This is a genomic window from Methylophaga nitratireducenticrescens, from assembly GCF_000260985.4.
Classification (GTDB): domain Bacteria; phylum Pseudomonadota; class Gammaproteobacteria; order Nitrosococcales; family Methylophagaceae; genus Methylophaga; species Methylophaga nitratireducenticrescens.
In genome coordinates this window covers 3038909-3053802 of sequence record NC_017857.3, presented here as the reverse complement: position 1 = coordinate 3053802, position 14894 = coordinate 3038909, and the positions used below count along the sequence as shown (strand labels likewise).

At 45.0% G+C, this 14894-nt stretch carries 15 protein-coding genes; 8 read left to right on the top strand and 7 right to left on the bottom strand.

From position 1 onward, the window contains the following. Window positions 1-38 precede the first annotated feature (38 nt). Window positions 39-962, bottom strand: coding sequence for a DUF6625 family protein (locus Q7A_RS14665; RefSeq protein WP_014707623.1), 924 nt, complete (start codon window positions 960-962; stop codon window positions 39-41). 287 nt (window positions 963-1249) lie between these two features. On the opposite strand from Q7A_RS14665, the gene Q7A_RS14660 reads away from it, so the two are divergent. Then, on the top strand, window positions 1250-2491 hold the full coding sequence (locus Q7A_RS14660; protein WP_014707622.1) for an O-antigen ligase family protein: 1242 nt from the start codon (window positions 1250-1252) through the stop codon (window positions 2489-2491). A gap of 6 nt (window positions 2492-2497) precedes the next feature. Here Q7A_RS14660 and Q7A_RS14655 read toward each other — a convergent pair whose 3' ends face one another. The 5 genes from Q7A_RS14655 to Q7A_RS14635 form a co-directional block, all read right to left on the bottom strand. Then, the gene (locus Q7A_RS14655) at window positions 2498-3643 is read right to left on the bottom strand and encodes a glycosyltransferase (protein ID WP_014707621.1); all 1146 of its coding nucleotides are present in this window, start codon (window positions 3641-3643) and stop codon (window positions 2498-2500) included. Between the two features lie 70 nt (window positions 3644-3713). Beyond that, window positions 3714-4745, bottom strand: coding sequence for a lipopolysaccharide heptosyltransferase II (gene waaF, locus Q7A_RS14650; RefSeq protein ID WP_014707620.1), 1032 nt, complete (start codon window positions 4743-4745; stop codon window positions 3714-3716). 6 nt (window positions 4746-4751) lie between these two features. Continuing rightward, on the bottom strand, window positions 4752-5558 hold the full coding sequence (locus Q7A_RS14645) for a ZIP family metal transporter (protein WP_014707619.1): 807 nt from the start codon (window positions 5556-5558) through the stop codon (window positions 4752-4754). A 38-nt stretch (window positions 5559-5596) separates the two neighbouring features. Further along, a complete protein-coding gene (gene pgeF, locus Q7A_RS14640) occupies window positions 5597-6337 on the bottom strand; it encodes a peptidoglycan editing factor PgeF (RefSeq protein WP_041354611.1) in 741 nt (246 codons plus the stop codon). Then, on the bottom strand, window positions 6330-7151 hold the full coding sequence (locus Q7A_RS14635) for an inositol monophosphatase family protein (RefSeq protein WP_014707617.1): 822 nt from the start codon (window positions 7149-7151) through the stop codon (window positions 6330-6332). Before Q7A_RS14635 ends, pgeF begins: the two co-directional genes overlap by 8 nt. Window positions 7152-7224: 73 nt before the next feature. On the opposite strand from Q7A_RS14635, the gene Q7A_RS14630 reads away from it, so the two are divergent. From Q7A_RS14630 to pmbA, 7 genes are read left to right on the top strand one after another with little or no spacing between them, the layout of a single operon-like run. After that, a complete protein-coding gene (locus Q7A_RS14630) occupies window positions 7225-7953 on the top strand; it encodes a 16S rRNA (uracil(1498)-N(3))-methyltransferase (protein ID WP_014707616.1) in 729 nt (242 codons plus the stop codon). After that, on the top strand, window positions 7950-8261 hold the full coding sequence (locus Q7A_RS14625) for a DUF3301 domain-containing protein (RefSeq protein WP_014707615.1): 312 nt from the start codon (window positions 7950-7952) through the stop codon (window positions 8259-8261). Before Q7A_RS14630 ends, Q7A_RS14625 begins: the two co-directional genes overlap by 4 nt. A 19-nt stretch (window positions 8262-8280) precedes the next feature. Then, the gene (locus tag Q7A_RS14620) at window positions 8281-9327 is read left to right on the top strand and encodes a response regulator (protein ID WP_014707614.1); all 1047 of its coding nucleotides are present in this window, start codon (window positions 8281-8283) and stop codon (window positions 9325-9327) included. 14 nt (window positions 9328-9341) lie between these two features. After that, on the top strand, window positions 9342-10190 hold the full coding sequence (gene prmC, locus Q7A_RS14615; protein ID WP_014707613.1) for a peptide chain release factor N(5)-glutamine methyltransferase: 849 nt from the start codon (window positions 9342-9344) through the stop codon (window positions 10188-10190). 11 nt (window positions 10191-10201) lie between these two features. Further along, on the top strand, window positions 10202-10960 hold the full coding sequence (locus Q7A_RS14610) for a HesA/MoeB/ThiF family protein (RefSeq protein WP_014707612.1): 759 nt from the start codon (window positions 10202-10204) through the stop codon (window positions 10958-10960). Beyond that, window positions 10961-11371, top strand: coding sequence for a Mov34/MPN/PAD-1 family protein (locus tag Q7A_RS14605; RefSeq protein WP_041354608.1), 411 nt, complete (start codon window positions 10961-10963; stop codon window positions 11369-11371). After that, window positions 11368-12693 carry a metalloprotease PmbA gene (pmbA, locus tag Q7A_RS14600; protein WP_014707610.1) on the top strand — a complete coding sequence of 442 codons (1326 nt, stop codon included), beginning with the start codon at window positions 11368-11370 and terminating at the stop codon, window positions 12691-12693. The genes Q7A_RS14605 and pmbA overlap by 4 nt, the downstream gene beginning before the upstream one ends. 26 nt (window positions 12694-12719) lie before the next feature. On the opposite strand, the gene Q7A_RS14595 is transcribed toward pmbA, so the two are convergent. Next, a complete protein-coding gene (locus tag Q7A_RS14595) occupies window positions 12720-14891 on the bottom strand; it encodes a PilZ domain-containing protein (protein ID WP_014707609.1) in 2172 nt (723 codons plus the stop codon). Between the last annotated feature and the right edge of the window lie 3 nt (window positions 14892-14894).

Here is a 14894-nt window from a genome sequence, read left to right as displayed (position 1 = left end):
TTGCCCAGTATATCAAGCGTAGAGAGAGTTGAGACTATTTAACCTTTTAGAGTATCTGGATTAATAGGGGTAAACCCCTGTGGGGAGATCTTAAAACCATTTTGACGCGCCTGTTCAATATCAATTTGAACCAGCTTATCTAGGGAAGACCATGCGGCTGGAGCTTCACGAAGATTTTTAGGCAGCCAGCGATTGGACTTCCAGTTCATGAAGTGTAAATACATGAACTCTCTTTGATCTCTGTTATTGGTCAGATGACCATCTTTCCAAAACCATTGCTGGGGATGATCCGAGCTTCCATCAAACCACTCGATTGGTGAGAGAACTGTACTGAATTGTTCTTTATATAAAACTCGTCTTTGATAGCGTGAACTGAAGGACCACAACTTACGTAACCAAAATGGATGATTTTTATGGCGAACAAACAGCTTGGAAAATTTAGATTCATCCAATCCGAGGTGTTCGTCCATTTCCATTAATTTCTGCCAATTCGGGATGTTGCGAAACGCTTGGCGATATCGATCGGTATTACGGAAAATGGCGAAATGACCGGATAAACGACGGTTATGTGTACCGATAACATCATATTTTTGCAGTAAATCGTCAGTAATAAAGTCTCTTATCTGACCGAAAATAATATCAATATCCCCAAAGGCGAAAAAATCATAATCCTGAATGTCGGCTTCATGAATAAATCCCAAAGCAGGTTTTAAATCACAGAGTTTATATGGACTTGAAGGATTAAATGTGATGGCTAAACGATCACTTACCAAACGCTTATATTCATCAAAAGACATATGGACATAGCTGACATTTGAGCACCGATTACCCGGCTCACCGCAGTCAGTGTAGAAAAGCCATTGGATGTCAGGGTTATGGCTGCAACTTTCTATGTATAGTTCGAACCATTCCGGCCATTGGCCGAAGTAGGGGATAACGATGACGATTGTCGGTTGTCTCAAAAAAAGTACCTATAAAATGCTGAGGAAAGAATCGATTTCATAAAGCAGTTTAATCAATATGGTCTCAATTCACGTCTCTTTGTTCTGTCAGCTTAATTTTGCCAAGCTAATAGTATAAATAATATGAGATAATAACCCCTTTTAAATGAAGTGTTTTCGTTAGAAATTAATGTGTCTTACGTTGGTTTATAACGGCAATTTTAATTAGGAACCGTTCGCCCACGAATGAAAGAAACCTAACTTTCATTTCAGGTAGCAGGGCCTCAAAGTAATATGATGTTAATAAAATGCTGAATCGCTTAAAAAATGCCCCTGCTTATGAGAAAACTATTTTTGTTTTAATGAATATTTGGCTGGCGGGGTATTTTCTATCTCCCACAAATAAGCAACACTATCAATTTTTTATTCTGTCTATTGTGTTGAGTGCATTCTGGCTGATTTTCACCCAGAAAATAAACTACAGAAGTCTGTTAAAGTCCAAAGTCATCATTTCCGCTCTACTTTATGCCCTGCTATTCCTCATTAGTATTGCCTGGTCTAATGATCTTGGCTTTTCTGAAAAATTCAAAGATATCAAAACTTTTTTGTATCTGATTTTCTTTGCTCTGGTTTTTTTGTACGTTATCAACAGCCAATCGGCTAGGCTGACTACGGTAATAAATATTCTAATTATTTCTGCTGTTATCAGTCTGTGTATCAATGTCTATCTGTTTTATGGAGTTAATGCAGAACCAATATCTGCCAGATTTTCTGGAATGGGCAGATTATGGAATCCTCTCTGGGCAGCAGCGATGTATGGGGCAATGGCGTTAGCCATACTGGCAATTTTATTAGACAAGTTTAATCAGTTAAAACCAATATTCAGAAGTTTTTTAATACTCGTTTTTATCTTAATGGTTGGGGCAGTTGTTCTAACGCAGTCAAGAACTCCGATTGCTGCAATGCTATTGCTGGCATTATTTACCGTAATAATGTCGCAACAGTCACTAAAAATGAAGGTCAGTGTTCTTTTAACTAGCGGAATCATAGGCTTGATGGCGCTGTTATATTTCCTGCCGTTTATTCAGGAGCATATGGCCAGAGGTCAGAGTTATCGGTTAGATTTGTGGTTCGGTTTTATTGAGCGAGCAACAGAGCACCTTATTCTTGGACATGGTGGTGGTTCGAACGTACCCATTTCGTCACTTGTAGAAGAGGTTGATGGCTGGTATCACTATCATAGTACCTATATAGCTTCTTTAGTTGAAATGGGGCTGGCAGGGTTATTTTTGCATCTGCTCCTCATCGTGACAACGTTGTCTGCTGCATGGAAAATGCGAGATATTTTTATTGTTAAAGTTGCCGCGATAGTCTTTATCTATACCTGTATTTTAGGTATCACATTTGGTCATGGCATATTGACCCGGATGAATTCACAATGGCTGATTTTCTGGATGCCGCTGGTGGTAATCGCAATGTATGAAATCCACAACAATAACGTGTCAGTGCGGAATGATTCACTAGAATTTCAATCCGAAGGTAGCAGTTGATTTGCACTAGGCCTTCAGCAATTTCGAAATCCTGGGGTTGGTCCAAAATGCTGTTTTAACAGCAGAGTCGGAAAAATACGTTTCCAGTCTGCTGTTAATGGCTTGATTGTTTGCCTTTGAGTTTTCGACGCTAGCTGTATTTATTAAAGCGTCGCTCAGTGCCTGGATATCTCTGAATTTAAACAGTTCACCTACACCTTCAATGATTTCAGCTCCACCACCACAATCTGTGCAGATTATGGGCAGTTCTGCTGCCATGGCTTCAAGAAACACCATGCCAAAAGGTTCGCGATCCGAACTTAACGCAAATACATCAAATGCCTTGAAGTAGCGTCTGGCTTCTGGGATGGGACCAAGAAACAATACATTGTCATTAATATTGAGTTCCTGCACTAAGGTTTTAAGTTCTGCTTCGAGTCTGCCCTTACCAATAAAACAAAGTTTTGCATTATCTGGAAGAGAAGGAAGGGCTTTGGCAAATCCACGTATTAAGGTTTGTGGATCCTTGTCAGGATGAATACGACCAACACTGCCGATGATCCAGTCATTCAGAGGAAGATGGAGCTTCTCTCTGGCTTCTTGTGTCGTCAATAGTTCGCTTTTCACCAAATCGACGTTGATGCGGTTATAAAGCGTCTGGATTTGCTCCTGCGGCCAATCAGGCAACTTTTCTCTTATTTCATCCCGAACAGCATTGGATACTGCCAATAACGTTAACCTTGATTTAAACAGGTTAACTAATAGACGACGTCCAGGACGATCAAAGTCACCAAAAGAATGCCGGATACTTAAAATGGGTAAATTGGTCGCCATAGCGGCGACATATGTAGGTTTAGCGCGGTGAGCAATACATGCCACAAAGTTATATTGCTTAGCAAGCTGACGAATTTTTTTGATGATGCCGAGTTTAAGTCCACTTAATTGTTTACTTTTATAGCCGAGGAAGATTACCTCATCCGAGCAGGCTTTTTCGGCAACTGCGGGATCGGGTTCACCTGATAAAAACACTGTAACTACTTTATAGGGCGTGTCTTTAAACAGAACGGCGTACTGGCGGGCACAATCAAGGAACGGCTCATAGTAGCAATGGCAAATCTGCAGGATACAAGGAGCTGTATTAATATTTGAATTTTTGCCTTCAACCACTTTCATTACACCAATACCGATTCAGATTATTTGTCGAACTAAATTATCAAAAATGATGTTTTTGCATCGTATTTAACTACGGCGAAAAGCCACTTTTTGGCAGAAATAATTCCGCAATCTTAGCAGATGGGATGTCTTGCATACATTTGTGGTGACCTAATGGGCATGTTCGCTGAAAACAAGGGCTGCACTCAATTGGAATTTGCACCAGTTGGGCGTTATCTGAAAGCGGCGGGGTAAAGGCAGGTGAAGTCGGCCCGTAAATCGCCACTAAGGGTTTATTAAGTGCAGCAGCAATATGCATTAACCCGGAATCATTACTGACGACCTGATCGGCAGTCGCAATCAAATCAATGGCTTCGCCCAATTGGGTTTTACCGCATAGATTTATCACATTATGTTTATCTGTTATGCCTGCAACGATCTGTTCTCCCACAGCCACATCGGCTTTGGAGCCCATAATCAATACTTGCCAACCTTGCTGGGAAAGTAGCTCACCAAGCGCGGCATAATGTGTTGTTGGCCATTGTTTGGCCGGCCCAAATTCAGCTCCGGGACACAAAACCAACCGCTTTTGCTCGGGGGCTTTGAGCGGATTCAATTCGCTGGAAACTGGCTCTGCAATCATTTTCGGTGGCAGATATTCCGGGGCAATATCTGACTGGCTGGCAGGATGAGCAAGAGAGACAAATCGCTGCACCATTAACGGTAAAGTTTGTTTGTTGAGTTTACGTGGATCATTGAGCAGACCATAACGCATTTCGCCTAACCAGCCAGTGCGTTGTGGGATATTGGCAAACCACGGAATCAGAGCTGACTTCCAGGAATTGGGCAGAACGATCGATTGGTCATAGTTTTTAAGCCTTAAACTTAGACCAATCTGGCGCCTTTGTTTCCAGCCAAATACGCCATGGGTCACTGGCATGCTTATCGCTTCCCGTACTTCAGGCATACGTGCCAATAGGGCACGGGTCCATTCTGGCGCCAACACATCAATATTGCCGTCTGGATAGCGTTGCTTAAGCGCAGCAAATAAAGATTGCGCCATCACCATATCACCGACCCATGATGGGCCAATGATCAAAATATCGTGTTTAGTGCCAGTCATTCGCTATTAATGCAGCGTACTGTGAGCCAGATAAATAAACACCACACCCGCAGCAATCAATGAGATTTGCTGAAACGTCTCGGAAGGTTTCACTTTATTGTGCAGGCCCGGAATCAAATCAGCTACAGCGATATAAATAAAGCTGGAAGCTGCGACCACCAGAATAAACGGCAGAATATGTTGCATATCGGCTAGCAGGAAGTAGGCCGCTACGGCACCGACCACGGTTGCCAGACTGGAAAGCATATTGAAATAAAGTGCTTTGCGCCGCGAATACCCACTGTGCAGCAGAATCACAAAATCCCCTAACTCCTGCGGAATCTCATGAGCTGCAATTGCAAGGGCAGTCACAATACCCAGATGCACATCGGTTAAAAATGCAGCAGCGATCAAAACACCATCAACAAAGTTGTGAATGGCATCGCCAATCAAAATTAATGCACCCGCAGCCTTTTTGGAGTCGTCGTGATGATGATTATGATGATCTTCACCGAGCTCCGGAATATGTTCATGACCGTGATGACTGTGGCAATGTCGCCATAACACCATTTTTTCCAACAGGAAAAAACTTAATAAACCAATCAGTAAAGTTAGCCCAATATTATGAGGATCCACCGCAAATTCATGCTCAATCGCATGGGGCAACAAGCCTAAAAAAGAAGCGCCAAGCAATGCGCCAATGGCAAAGCTCACCAGATGGGGAACAGCATGTTGACGGGTATGAGTGGGTAATAAGAGAAAACTTGAGGCAATAGCAACACTCAGCACTCCGCCAAGAATACTGAAGATAATAATCCAGATTAATAAGTCCATATGCACCTGACAGACAAAAAGAATGCGCAAATCATACCTTATTCAGCTTCTATCCATATCAGTGTTGCCATTCGTCCGGTTACACCTTCATGCCGATACGAGAAAAAACGTTCGTTTTCGCTGTAGGTACAAAAATCTCCACCATAAATTGCGGTTACACCCTGCGCAGAAAGGCGTTGTCTGGCCAGCATATAAATATCTGCCAAATAACGATCTGAATGAGATGCGATAAAAGCAGATTCTGCCGCAGGATCTATCGCTAAAAATGCCGCTTTTACTTCCGGGCCAACTTCAAAAGCCTTGGGCCCGATCGCCGGTCCCATCCAAGCCAGGATTTCGGAACCGGCAACGCCAAATCTTGCTAGTGTGTTTTCAATAATTCCGGCTTGTAATCCTCGCCAACCAGCATGAATGGCAGCAACCTGTGACCCCGACTTATCGGTGATTAACAGTGGCAAACAATCTGCAGTCATCACTGCACACACCTGATTAATGGAGTTGCTGATAATCGCATCGGCTTCAATATTTTGTTGCCACTGGCTGGAGTGGATTACAGCTGTACTATGGGTTTGCTTTAACCATAATGGTTCGGCTGGCATCAAGGCCGCTTCAATTAATCTTTGCCGGTTGGCAGCTACACAATCTGGATTGTCACCAACATGATCCCCTAAATTCAATGAGTCAAAGGGTGCCAGGCTCTGTCCACCGTTTCGGGTGGTAGTTATTGCACGAATGTTTTTTGGAGCAGGCCAATTAACCTCTATAAATGATTCAGCCATCACAGCGTGGCACATGCAGATAATCACGCCATGCGGCAAACAGGTTTTCATCGCTGGCAGCACAGGTTGAACGGGGAGTTAAGTTGCGGCTGAACACCGGCTCATTATCCAAAGTACAGGCAAATGCGCCAGCTTCCTGAATAACCAGCTGTGCTGCAGCATAATCCCAAATCTGCTGCCGTCCATGCAGATACAATTGAGCTCGTCCCGCAGCCAGCCAACAAAGCTCCAAGGCAATTGAGCCCAGACTGCGTTGTGAACCATAGGGTTTTTCTTCAACCAGTCGTTTAGAGAGGGATATGGGTAAACGTTTGAAATCTATGATGGCCAGGGTCTGATTAAGTGCAAGTCCGGAAATTTCAGCTTTTAATCGCTGACCGTTAAGCCATGCCCCTGCACCTTTTTTCGCGGCAAAACACTCATTCATTACCGGGTCATAAACCAATCCAAGCGTTACTTCGCCCTTTTCAATAAGGGCAAGGGAAATGGAAAAGAAGGGCATGCCGGCGGCAAAATTACTGGTTCCGTCTATTGGATCGAGGCACCAAAGTGCGTCATTACTGCCGAGTAATTCAGCTTGTTCAAGGGCAGTCATTTCCTCGCCCAGTAATTTGATATCCGGAAAATCCCGCTGCAAAACCTCGGTGATGGTCTGCTGCATCAATTTGTCAGCAACGGTGACCACGCTGCCATCATGTTTATATTGACGGCTGACAGTATTGAATAATGGCATTAAATGCTGCTGAACCGTGTCAGTCAGGCAATTTTGAAGTTTGGCGAGGTCGGTATCCATGGCAAAAAGTATATCAGCCATTTACGGTTTATTATTCAAACTCTGTGATGCAGTCTGTAAACTGCTGATTCATTTTGTCAGTTGAAGCTTGTTTATGCGTGTTTCCCGTTTTTATTGCGCGTCTCTAGTGCCTGCCAATTCACCAATGCAGTTGCCAGATGAGGTTTTCCGCCATGCCGTGCAGGTGCTTCGCATGAAGCCTGGTGCTTTATTGAATTTATTTGATGGGCAAGGCCTGGAATATCAGGCTCAGCTGGAGCAGGTTGATAAGCGTCAGGCCACCGTCAGCCTGCAACAGCAAATACACACAGATAATGAGTCTCCATTGGATATTCTGTTGATGCAGGGTATTTCAAGAGGCGAACGGATGGATTACGCCATACAGAAAGCGGTTGAGCTTGGCGTGAAACGTATTATGCCGGTGGTGACCGAGCGTTGTAATGTGCAACTTTCCGGGGATCGTGCCGAAAAAAGAATAAATCATTGGCAAGGAGTGATTATCAGTGCCTGTGAGCAAAGCGGCAGAAGTTATTTGCCTGAGTTATTGCCCATCGCTTCGATAGATTCAGCTTTTGGAAACGTGAACGATGCCTGCAAACTGGTGCTGGATCCAGAGGCGATAAAAAGTTTTTCCAGTGTAAAAAAAGCCCAGCAGATCGCTTTGCTGATTGGCCCCGAAGGTGGCCTGAGTGAAACAGAGGTACAACGGGCAAATGATGCGGGTTTCACTGGTATCACATTAGGGCCGAGAATATTGAGAACTGAAACCGCTTCTGCAGCAGCATTAGCGATGGTGCAGGCTGGCTGGGGAGATATCGCGTGAATGATAGTACCATTGTGTTACTGATTCTGGCGGTCATAGGCTGGATATGGTGGGACAGCCGGGGAGTAGCGGAACATGCCAGCAAGGTTGCCAGTCAATATTGTCAGTCGATGGGGGTGAGTTTTCTCAACGATACCGTGGCCTGGCAAAAAATCCGTCTCAAACGAGGTGCGACCGGCAGAGTGCAATTAGAGCGTACCTATTTTTTTGAGTTTGCCAGTGATATGCAACAACGTTATCGTGGTGAAATCGTCATGTTGGGTAAACGCGTCAAGACCATCCAACTGGATCCACACCGTTACAGTTAAGTCATCAGAGGTAGAAGGTATGGCCACCAAACTTGCATTAGTCGTTGATGATTCTCGTGTTGCCCGCATGATGCTTTGCAAACTGCTGCAATCTTCTGGATTTTCAGTAGTTGAGCAGGGTAGTGCTGATGAAGCCCTGTCCTGGCTGGAAACCAGTGAACAAACGCCGTTAATCATTTTTATGGATTTGATGATGCCTGGCATGGACGGTCTGACCGCAACCCGTCAGATAAAAAACGATTCTCGGTGGCAATCCATTCCGGTGGTACTTTGCACCAGTAATGACAGTGAAGCGGATAAACTGTCTGCGCACGACAGTGGTGTATTGGCTTTATTGTCCAAACCACCTGAAGCCCAACAGTTACAATCGATTTTAGCTGCCTTATCGGCACCTTCAGTGGCCACAGAAGAAACACAACCATCCGTAGCTGAGCCGTTATCGCCTGTTGAAATTCCTTCCATTCCGTCCGTAGAGGAAATTACCGCAGAGGTTGAGCAACAGTTATTACCAGGCTGGTTACAACAAGCTCAACAGCAGACGGAGCAACGTAGCCAGCAGATTGCAGAAAATATCGCACGGCAGTTGATTGATGAAAAACTGGATGGATTAGCGGCAAGCCTGTCTGCGGAGATAAGTCAGCAGATAAGTGGTGCAGTGCAGGAAAAGGTTCAGCATCAACTCAACACGCAAACGGAACAAATGCAGACAGTATTGTTGGAAAAAGCCGCTGATGCCGCCGAAACAGTCATGCAAAACCTGAATCAGTCCAATCACTGGCAACAGCAAGTAACGGCACAAACTGAGCGCTGGTTGGCCAGTCAGCAGCAAACGATTGAACAACAACTGTTGACGGCACTGCAGCCCAGAATTGAAACAGCAATAGCCGATCAGCTGTCCGCAATGCCTGACGCAGCTGATCCCATGACCGAAACCTTGCAGCAGGAACTGGCACAACTGCAATTACAGCAAAATCAGCTGATTAAGCGACAGCGTATGACCAATGCATTATTAATGATCGCGCTGGCGGTTGGTGTCTTTGCGCTATTACAAATCAATTTATTCTGATTTGATGAATTAGCATGACGATGACGCTTCAGGAGGCTTTGCAATGGGCAAGATTGCAACTGGTCACGAGTCCAACGCTGCGATCCGATAGTGACAGCCTGTTATGCCATGTATTGCAATGTTCGCCATCACGGTTGATTGGCTATCCAGAACAACAGTTAACCGCCCAACAGCAGCAACAATTTGTGTCATTGATCGAACAGCGTCGACAAGGTATCCCGATTGCCCATTTAACGGGATCTCGCGGCTTCTGGTCATTGGATATTGGTGTTAATCAGCATACGCTCATCCCAAGACCCGACACGGAATTACTGGTGTCGTTGGCACTGGAAAAAGTTCAGCCGGGAATGCGTGTTGCTGACCTTGGTACCGGCAGCGGAGCAATTGCGTTGTCAATTAGATCTGAACGCAAAGATATCTGGATATTGGCAATGGATTACTCGTTCAATGCATTGAAAATAGCTAAACAGAATGCTGAGGATAATCAATTGCCGTTGCTTTTCTTTCGTGGCCGATGGCTGGAAGCTATGCAGCCCGGGAGTTTGGATATCATTGTGTCCAACCCACCCTACATACCTTCAGATGATCCGCATTTAACCCTTGGTGATTTACGTTTTGAGCCTATTACAGCGCTGGCCTCCGGCAAGGATGGACTGGATGATATCCGGCAACTGGTTCGTCAATCGGCGTTGGTGTTAAAATCCAACGGCTGGTTGATTGTTGAGCATGGTTATGAGCAGTCTCTCGCAGTACAACGATTGTTTGAGCAATCTGGATTTACAGAGGTCCAAGCTTTTCAGGATTATGGACGACGGGATCGAGTGGTTATTGGCAAACGCTCTGCAAGCTTCGAATTAAGGTAACATAATGCAAGATGAATGATGAACAATTACTGCGTTACAGTCGCCATATACTCTTGCCCAATTTTGATATCGCTGGCCAACAACGCGTCTTGCAAAGCCGCGTGTTGATCATTGGTTTGGGTGGACTGGGTTCGCCTGTCGCGTTGTATCTGGCTGCTGCTGGTGTTGGGCATCTGGTATTGGTGGATGATGATATTGTTGAACTGACCAATTTGCAACGGCAAATCGTGCATAGACAGGCATCTGTTGGTCAAACCAAAACGCATTCAGCCGTGACAACTTTACAAAGTTTGAATGACACCATTAAGGTTGAAGCGATCGATTATCGCTTGAACGAAGCTGAACTGTCCGAGCAGGCAGTTCATGCGGATGTCATCGTTGATTGCACCGATAATTTCAGTAGTCGTTTTTTGCTCAACCGGGTGAGCAAAAAAACCAGAACGCCTTTGGTTTCAGCTGCAGCCATTCGTTGGGAAGGTCAGGTTTCAGTTTATGATGCCCGACAAGCTGACGCACCTTGTTATCGTTGTTTATATGATGATAAAGGTGGAGATATCCAGCAAAGCTGTGCTGAAAGTGGTGTGCTTTCACCATTACTGGGCATGATGGGATCCATACAAGCAATTGAAACGCTTAAATTGCTCGCTGATACAGGGACTTCTCTCAATGGTCGATTGTTAATGGTGGATGCCCTGTCAATGCAGCTAAGAGAAATGACGTTAAAACAGGATCCGGCCTGTCCGGTATGCCACGATAATGAGAATCGCTAAATGACAGTGAAAACGACGATACGTTTACCTCGAGAATTGGTGAATGAGCTATTGCACCAGGCACAACTTTCACCCAATCAGGAAATTTCCGGTTTAATAGGTCGTCATGGACAGCGCTGTATTTGTTATCCCATTGATAACGTTAAAACGGATGCCAGTGTGCTATTTGCACTGAGTGCCAGTGAACAGCTGGCGGCTTTGAAAGAAATGAAAGAACGTAATCAGGAATTATTCGCTATTTATCATTCCCATCCTGATGCACCCGCTTTACCCTCGGTTATTGATGAGGATGTCGCCGATTATCCACAGGCTTTGTATCTGATTATTTCATTGAATACCCAAGGTGTGCTGGAAATGCGGGGATTTCAAAAAGATGGGTTGAACATTGAAGAGGTAAATTTAATCATATGAGTATACTTGACGCATCAGTATTAAAAGATGCAGCGCAACAGGCGCTGGATGCGGCTAAAAAGCTGGGCGCGACCGCTGCAGAAGTGGGTATCAGTCAAAGTCAGGGTTTATCGGTAAATGTGCGTCAAGGCGAAATTGAAACGCTGGAGCATAATAAAGATACCGGACTGGGGGTTACAGTGTTTCTGGGGCAAAGCAAGGCTTCGGCTAGTACATCTGACTTAAGGCCAGAAGCCATTCACGAAACAGTGGCCATGGCATGTAGTATTGCCCAACATACTCAGGAAGATAAGTTTGCTGGTTTAGCCGATGCGGAATTAATGGCCACCTCATTTCCGGACCTGCATTTGTATTATCCATGGGATTTATCGCCGGAGCAGGCTATTGCGCTGGCAATGGAATGTGAGCAGGCGGGAAGGGAATATGACCCTCTTATCAGTAATTCTGAGGGGGCCAGTGTTGCCTCCCATGAAGATCAACGAATTTACGCCAACAGCCATGGTTTTATTGGTCAGACTCAGTCCTCTCGTCACAGTTTGTTCTGTACATTAATTGCCCGTGACGAAGCTGGGATGCAGCGTGACTATTGGTACGATGTAGCCCGTGATAGTCAGGATCTGGTTTCTGCTGTTTCGGTGGGTCGAAAAGCGGCTGAAAAAACGTTGAAACGTTTGAACGCGCGGGAAATTGAAACGGGACATTACCCGGTCATATTTGCTGCTGAAGTTGCTTCTTCATTATTCGGTCAGTTAGTGGGTGGAATTCGCGGCAGTGCCTTATATCGCAAATCCAGTTTTCTACTGGATAAGCTGGGTGAGCAGATTTTTCCAGCATTTATGCATATCCATGAACAACCACATCTTTTTAAGGCGCTGGGCAGTTCGGCTTTTGATGCGGAAGGGGTGGCGACCCAAAATCGCGACATTATCCGCGACGGTGTATTGCAGGGATATGTGCTGGACAGCTATTCAGCACGGCGTCTGAATATGACGACTACCGCAAATGCTGGAGGAATACATAATCTTACGGTTGATAGCAATGATTTGTCCTTCCAGGACATGCTTAAAGCAATGGACCGTGGAGTGATTGTCACTGAAACCATGGGCATGGGCGTCAATATTGTTAATGGTGATTATTCGCAAGGTGCGGCGGGTTTCTGGGTGGAAAACGGTGAAATTCAATACGCCATTGATGAGTTCACCATTGCCGGTCAATTGCAGGATATGTTCAAAGGTATTCAGGCAGTGGCCAACGATGTCGACTTACGCAGTAATATCCGTAGCGGTTCGGTGTGGATCGATAAAATGATGGTGGCCGCCTAGGGCTTGTTGATCTTTCAGACCCTAGTTTAAGGATCGATGCTATCGCGGACGAAGCCAGTGATATCAGTTAAATAGGCCACAGCAAATATTGAAAATAGCATCTGCCTTAGATTTTTAATGCGATGAGCGCTTTGGTTTCGTAACGCATTGATTTGACGTATCAAGTCCTGCTCATCGTGTAGCCAGTCAGTATTGTTGTTGACCAGCTGGCAATGAAAGACATAATAATTTTCGGAGTTGAACAGTCTATGCAACAACAGGTTTTTAGCCTCTGCTGATTGCAGTTCATGCTCACAGATGATCTGCCAGGGTTGATGCTCTGAGCGATAGCAATACAATCCCATGCCATGGGTCACCACATTTACAGTATGAATTGTTTTAAGCTGTAGAGTGATGCGATGGATGGAATTAGAAATAGCCTGCCACAAGGTGTTGTCGGTTTGAGTGAAAATCTGAGAATGGCCTGTAACCGCCTGCAGAACGCGTTTTTGTTGAATGTCGAGCCCAAAAAATAATGCTGTACTAAGCGGTGTGTGGCTCAGCAGATCCAGATAAACCCGGCTGACCTGCATTTGTAATAAATCATCCTCGCGACGTGACAATGACTGTTGGTTGTCTTTAATGGCCTTTTCAAAAAACTGATTTACAGCAAATGGGCATTGGGTCACCAGACGCTGTAAACCAAGTTCGGTTTGCTCAGCAAACTTTTGCACTCGCTTAACTTCATACGGCACACTGCGCAAATTTAATTGGGGGCGCTGTGCTTGCCAACGAGTAAAGTGCAAAGTGACTCGGGCCCCTATCTTCACCGGCAAATCAGCATTGACTGATAACGACAGTCCATTAATCGAAACCTCGTTGGTTTGCGAAGAATATTCCTGACTATTTACAAATAAATTGATGGGGGTAAGCACGGTATAGCGGCTTTGCTGGCGTCGAATAAATGCTTTGAGCGAACTGACGGGGGGTAAATTGAAAAGAACCGCCGGTTTTTCGATATTTTCATCAGCATGAATTTGCTTTTCATTATTACTCAGCTGTTGCAAGCAGGCCGAAATATCAGTGATTTCTACCAGATTTTTTAATTGTGAAACTTTGCGTGAAAAATCAACGGCAATGCGCGGGTCTGATTGAGCCATGATATCAAAATGCGGATGGTAAATTGCTTCATCAACTTCCAATGCTGATACATTGAAATGCCATAATTGTGTGTTTTTTGGCCATGGCCAAAATTGTTTGAGTCTTGCTATTTCACTGGTATCAATCACCACCAGTTTTTCCTCGTTAAGCGCCACAAACCCACAATTTAAATTGTTTTTTTCAATATGAGAGAGCACTCTTTTCACGACCGACAGCAAGTCGGGCGTGTCGATGAATATCTGATCACAGACAGTGCTGCTATGGGCCGCGGTGATATTGTCTGATTGCTGTTCACCCATCCAGCAGAGCAGGCTGGGCATTAGCTGGCTGTATAAACGTAACAGACAATTTTGTGTCAGATTCAGAATTTCATTATTCAGTTCAGCCGGACTGTGCTGATTTCGATTGCTTAACCAGTTTTGCCACGCTTGACGAACGTCATCACCGACTGAGTCATGAAAGCGTAATACGGCAAAGGTTCGCTGATCCTCATGATGCATCCGGGTAACGTCAAACGCTATGAGCGTGGGTTCGGTATTATGGGCGTCGGGAAAATGTTCAAAACAGGCATTAACAGTATCATTTTTTTCCAGTGCGGCGACATGCTTCATGCTGACACGGATGGCGTCAATGCTGACATCCAGAGTCATTGCATGGTAGCTAATTTCACCAATTTGTATGATGACCGGTAAAGTCAGTAGCATGCGTGGCGCCTGACGTCTTACCGGTTGATCCAGCCGGATAAGTAATACGCCATCGTCTTCAATTGGAGTAGGTTGCTGTTGTTGTGCTTGCTGTTGAAATTGGCGAACGGCCTGCATCAGTGCTTCGTAAACACCGACGGTGTAATGCCCTCCCATGCGTTCAATCAGCTGCTTGAGAATTAAATAACTACGGTCATCCAGGTGGTGGGTGACACCGCCAAAATCATATGGCTGGCATTCACCGGTCACTTTACCGCGTAAATCAATGATGCGCTGACAGGGTTTTTGTAATCTTTGTCGTTCCAGCTGGGCCAGAAAAGCTTGGTTTTGAGCTTTACTGTTTTCCGTTGCCATTGC

What these genes read in the sequence shown, in the direction of transcription:
- pgeF (WP_041354611.1), bottom strand. Translation starts at nt 6,337, where the DNA reads ATGGCTGAATCATTTATAGAGGTTAATTGGCCTGCTCCAAAAAACATT.
- Q7A_RS14620 (WP_014707614.1), top strand. Translation starts at nt 8,281, where the DNA reads ATGGCCACCAAACTTGCATTAGTCGTTGATGATTCTCGTGTTGCCCGC.
- Q7A_RS14595 (WP_014707609.1), bottom strand. Translation starts at nt 14,891, where the DNA reads ATGGCAACGGAAAACAGTAAAGCTCAAAACCAAGCTTTTCTGGCCCAG.
- Q7A_RS14660 (WP_014707622.1), top strand. Translation starts at nt 1,250, where the DNA reads ATGCTGAATCGCTTAAAAAATGCCCCTGCTTATGAGAAAACTATTTTT.
- waaF (WP_014707620.1), bottom strand. Translation starts at nt 4,745, where the DNA reads ATGACTGGCACTAAACACGATATTTTGATCATTGGCCCATCATGGGTC.
- Q7A_RS14605 (WP_041354608.1), top strand. Translation starts at nt 10,961, where the DNA reads ATGACAGTGAAAACGACGATACGTTTACCTCGAGAATTGGTGAATGAG.
- pmbA (WP_014707610.1), top strand. Translation starts at nt 11,368, where the DNA reads ATGAGTATACTTGACGCATCAGTATTAAAAGATGCAGCGCAACAGGCG.
- Q7A_RS14645 (WP_014707619.1), bottom strand. Translation starts at nt 5,558, where the DNA reads ATGGACTTATTAATCTGGATTATTATCTTCAGTATTCTTGGCGGAGTG.
- Q7A_RS14655 (WP_014707621.1), bottom strand. Translation starts at nt 3,643, where the DNA reads ATGAAAGTGGTTGAAGGCAAAAATTCAAATATTAATACAGCTCCTTGT.
- Q7A_RS14630 (WP_014707616.1), top strand. Translation starts at nt 7,225, where the DNA reads ATGCGTGTTTCCCGTTTTTATTGCGCGTCTCTAGTGCCTGCCAATTCA.
- Q7A_RS14635 (WP_014707617.1), bottom strand. Translation starts at nt 7,151, where the DNA reads ATGGCTGATATACTTTTTGCCATGGATACCGACCTCGCCAAACTTCAA.
- prmC (WP_014707613.1), top strand. Translation starts at nt 9,342, where the DNA reads ATGACGATGACGCTTCAGGAGGCTTTGCAATGGGCAAGATTGCAACTG.
- Q7A_RS14610 (WP_014707612.1), top strand. Translation starts at nt 10,202, where the DNA reads ATGAATGATGAACAATTACTGCGTTACAGTCGCCATATACTCTTGCCC.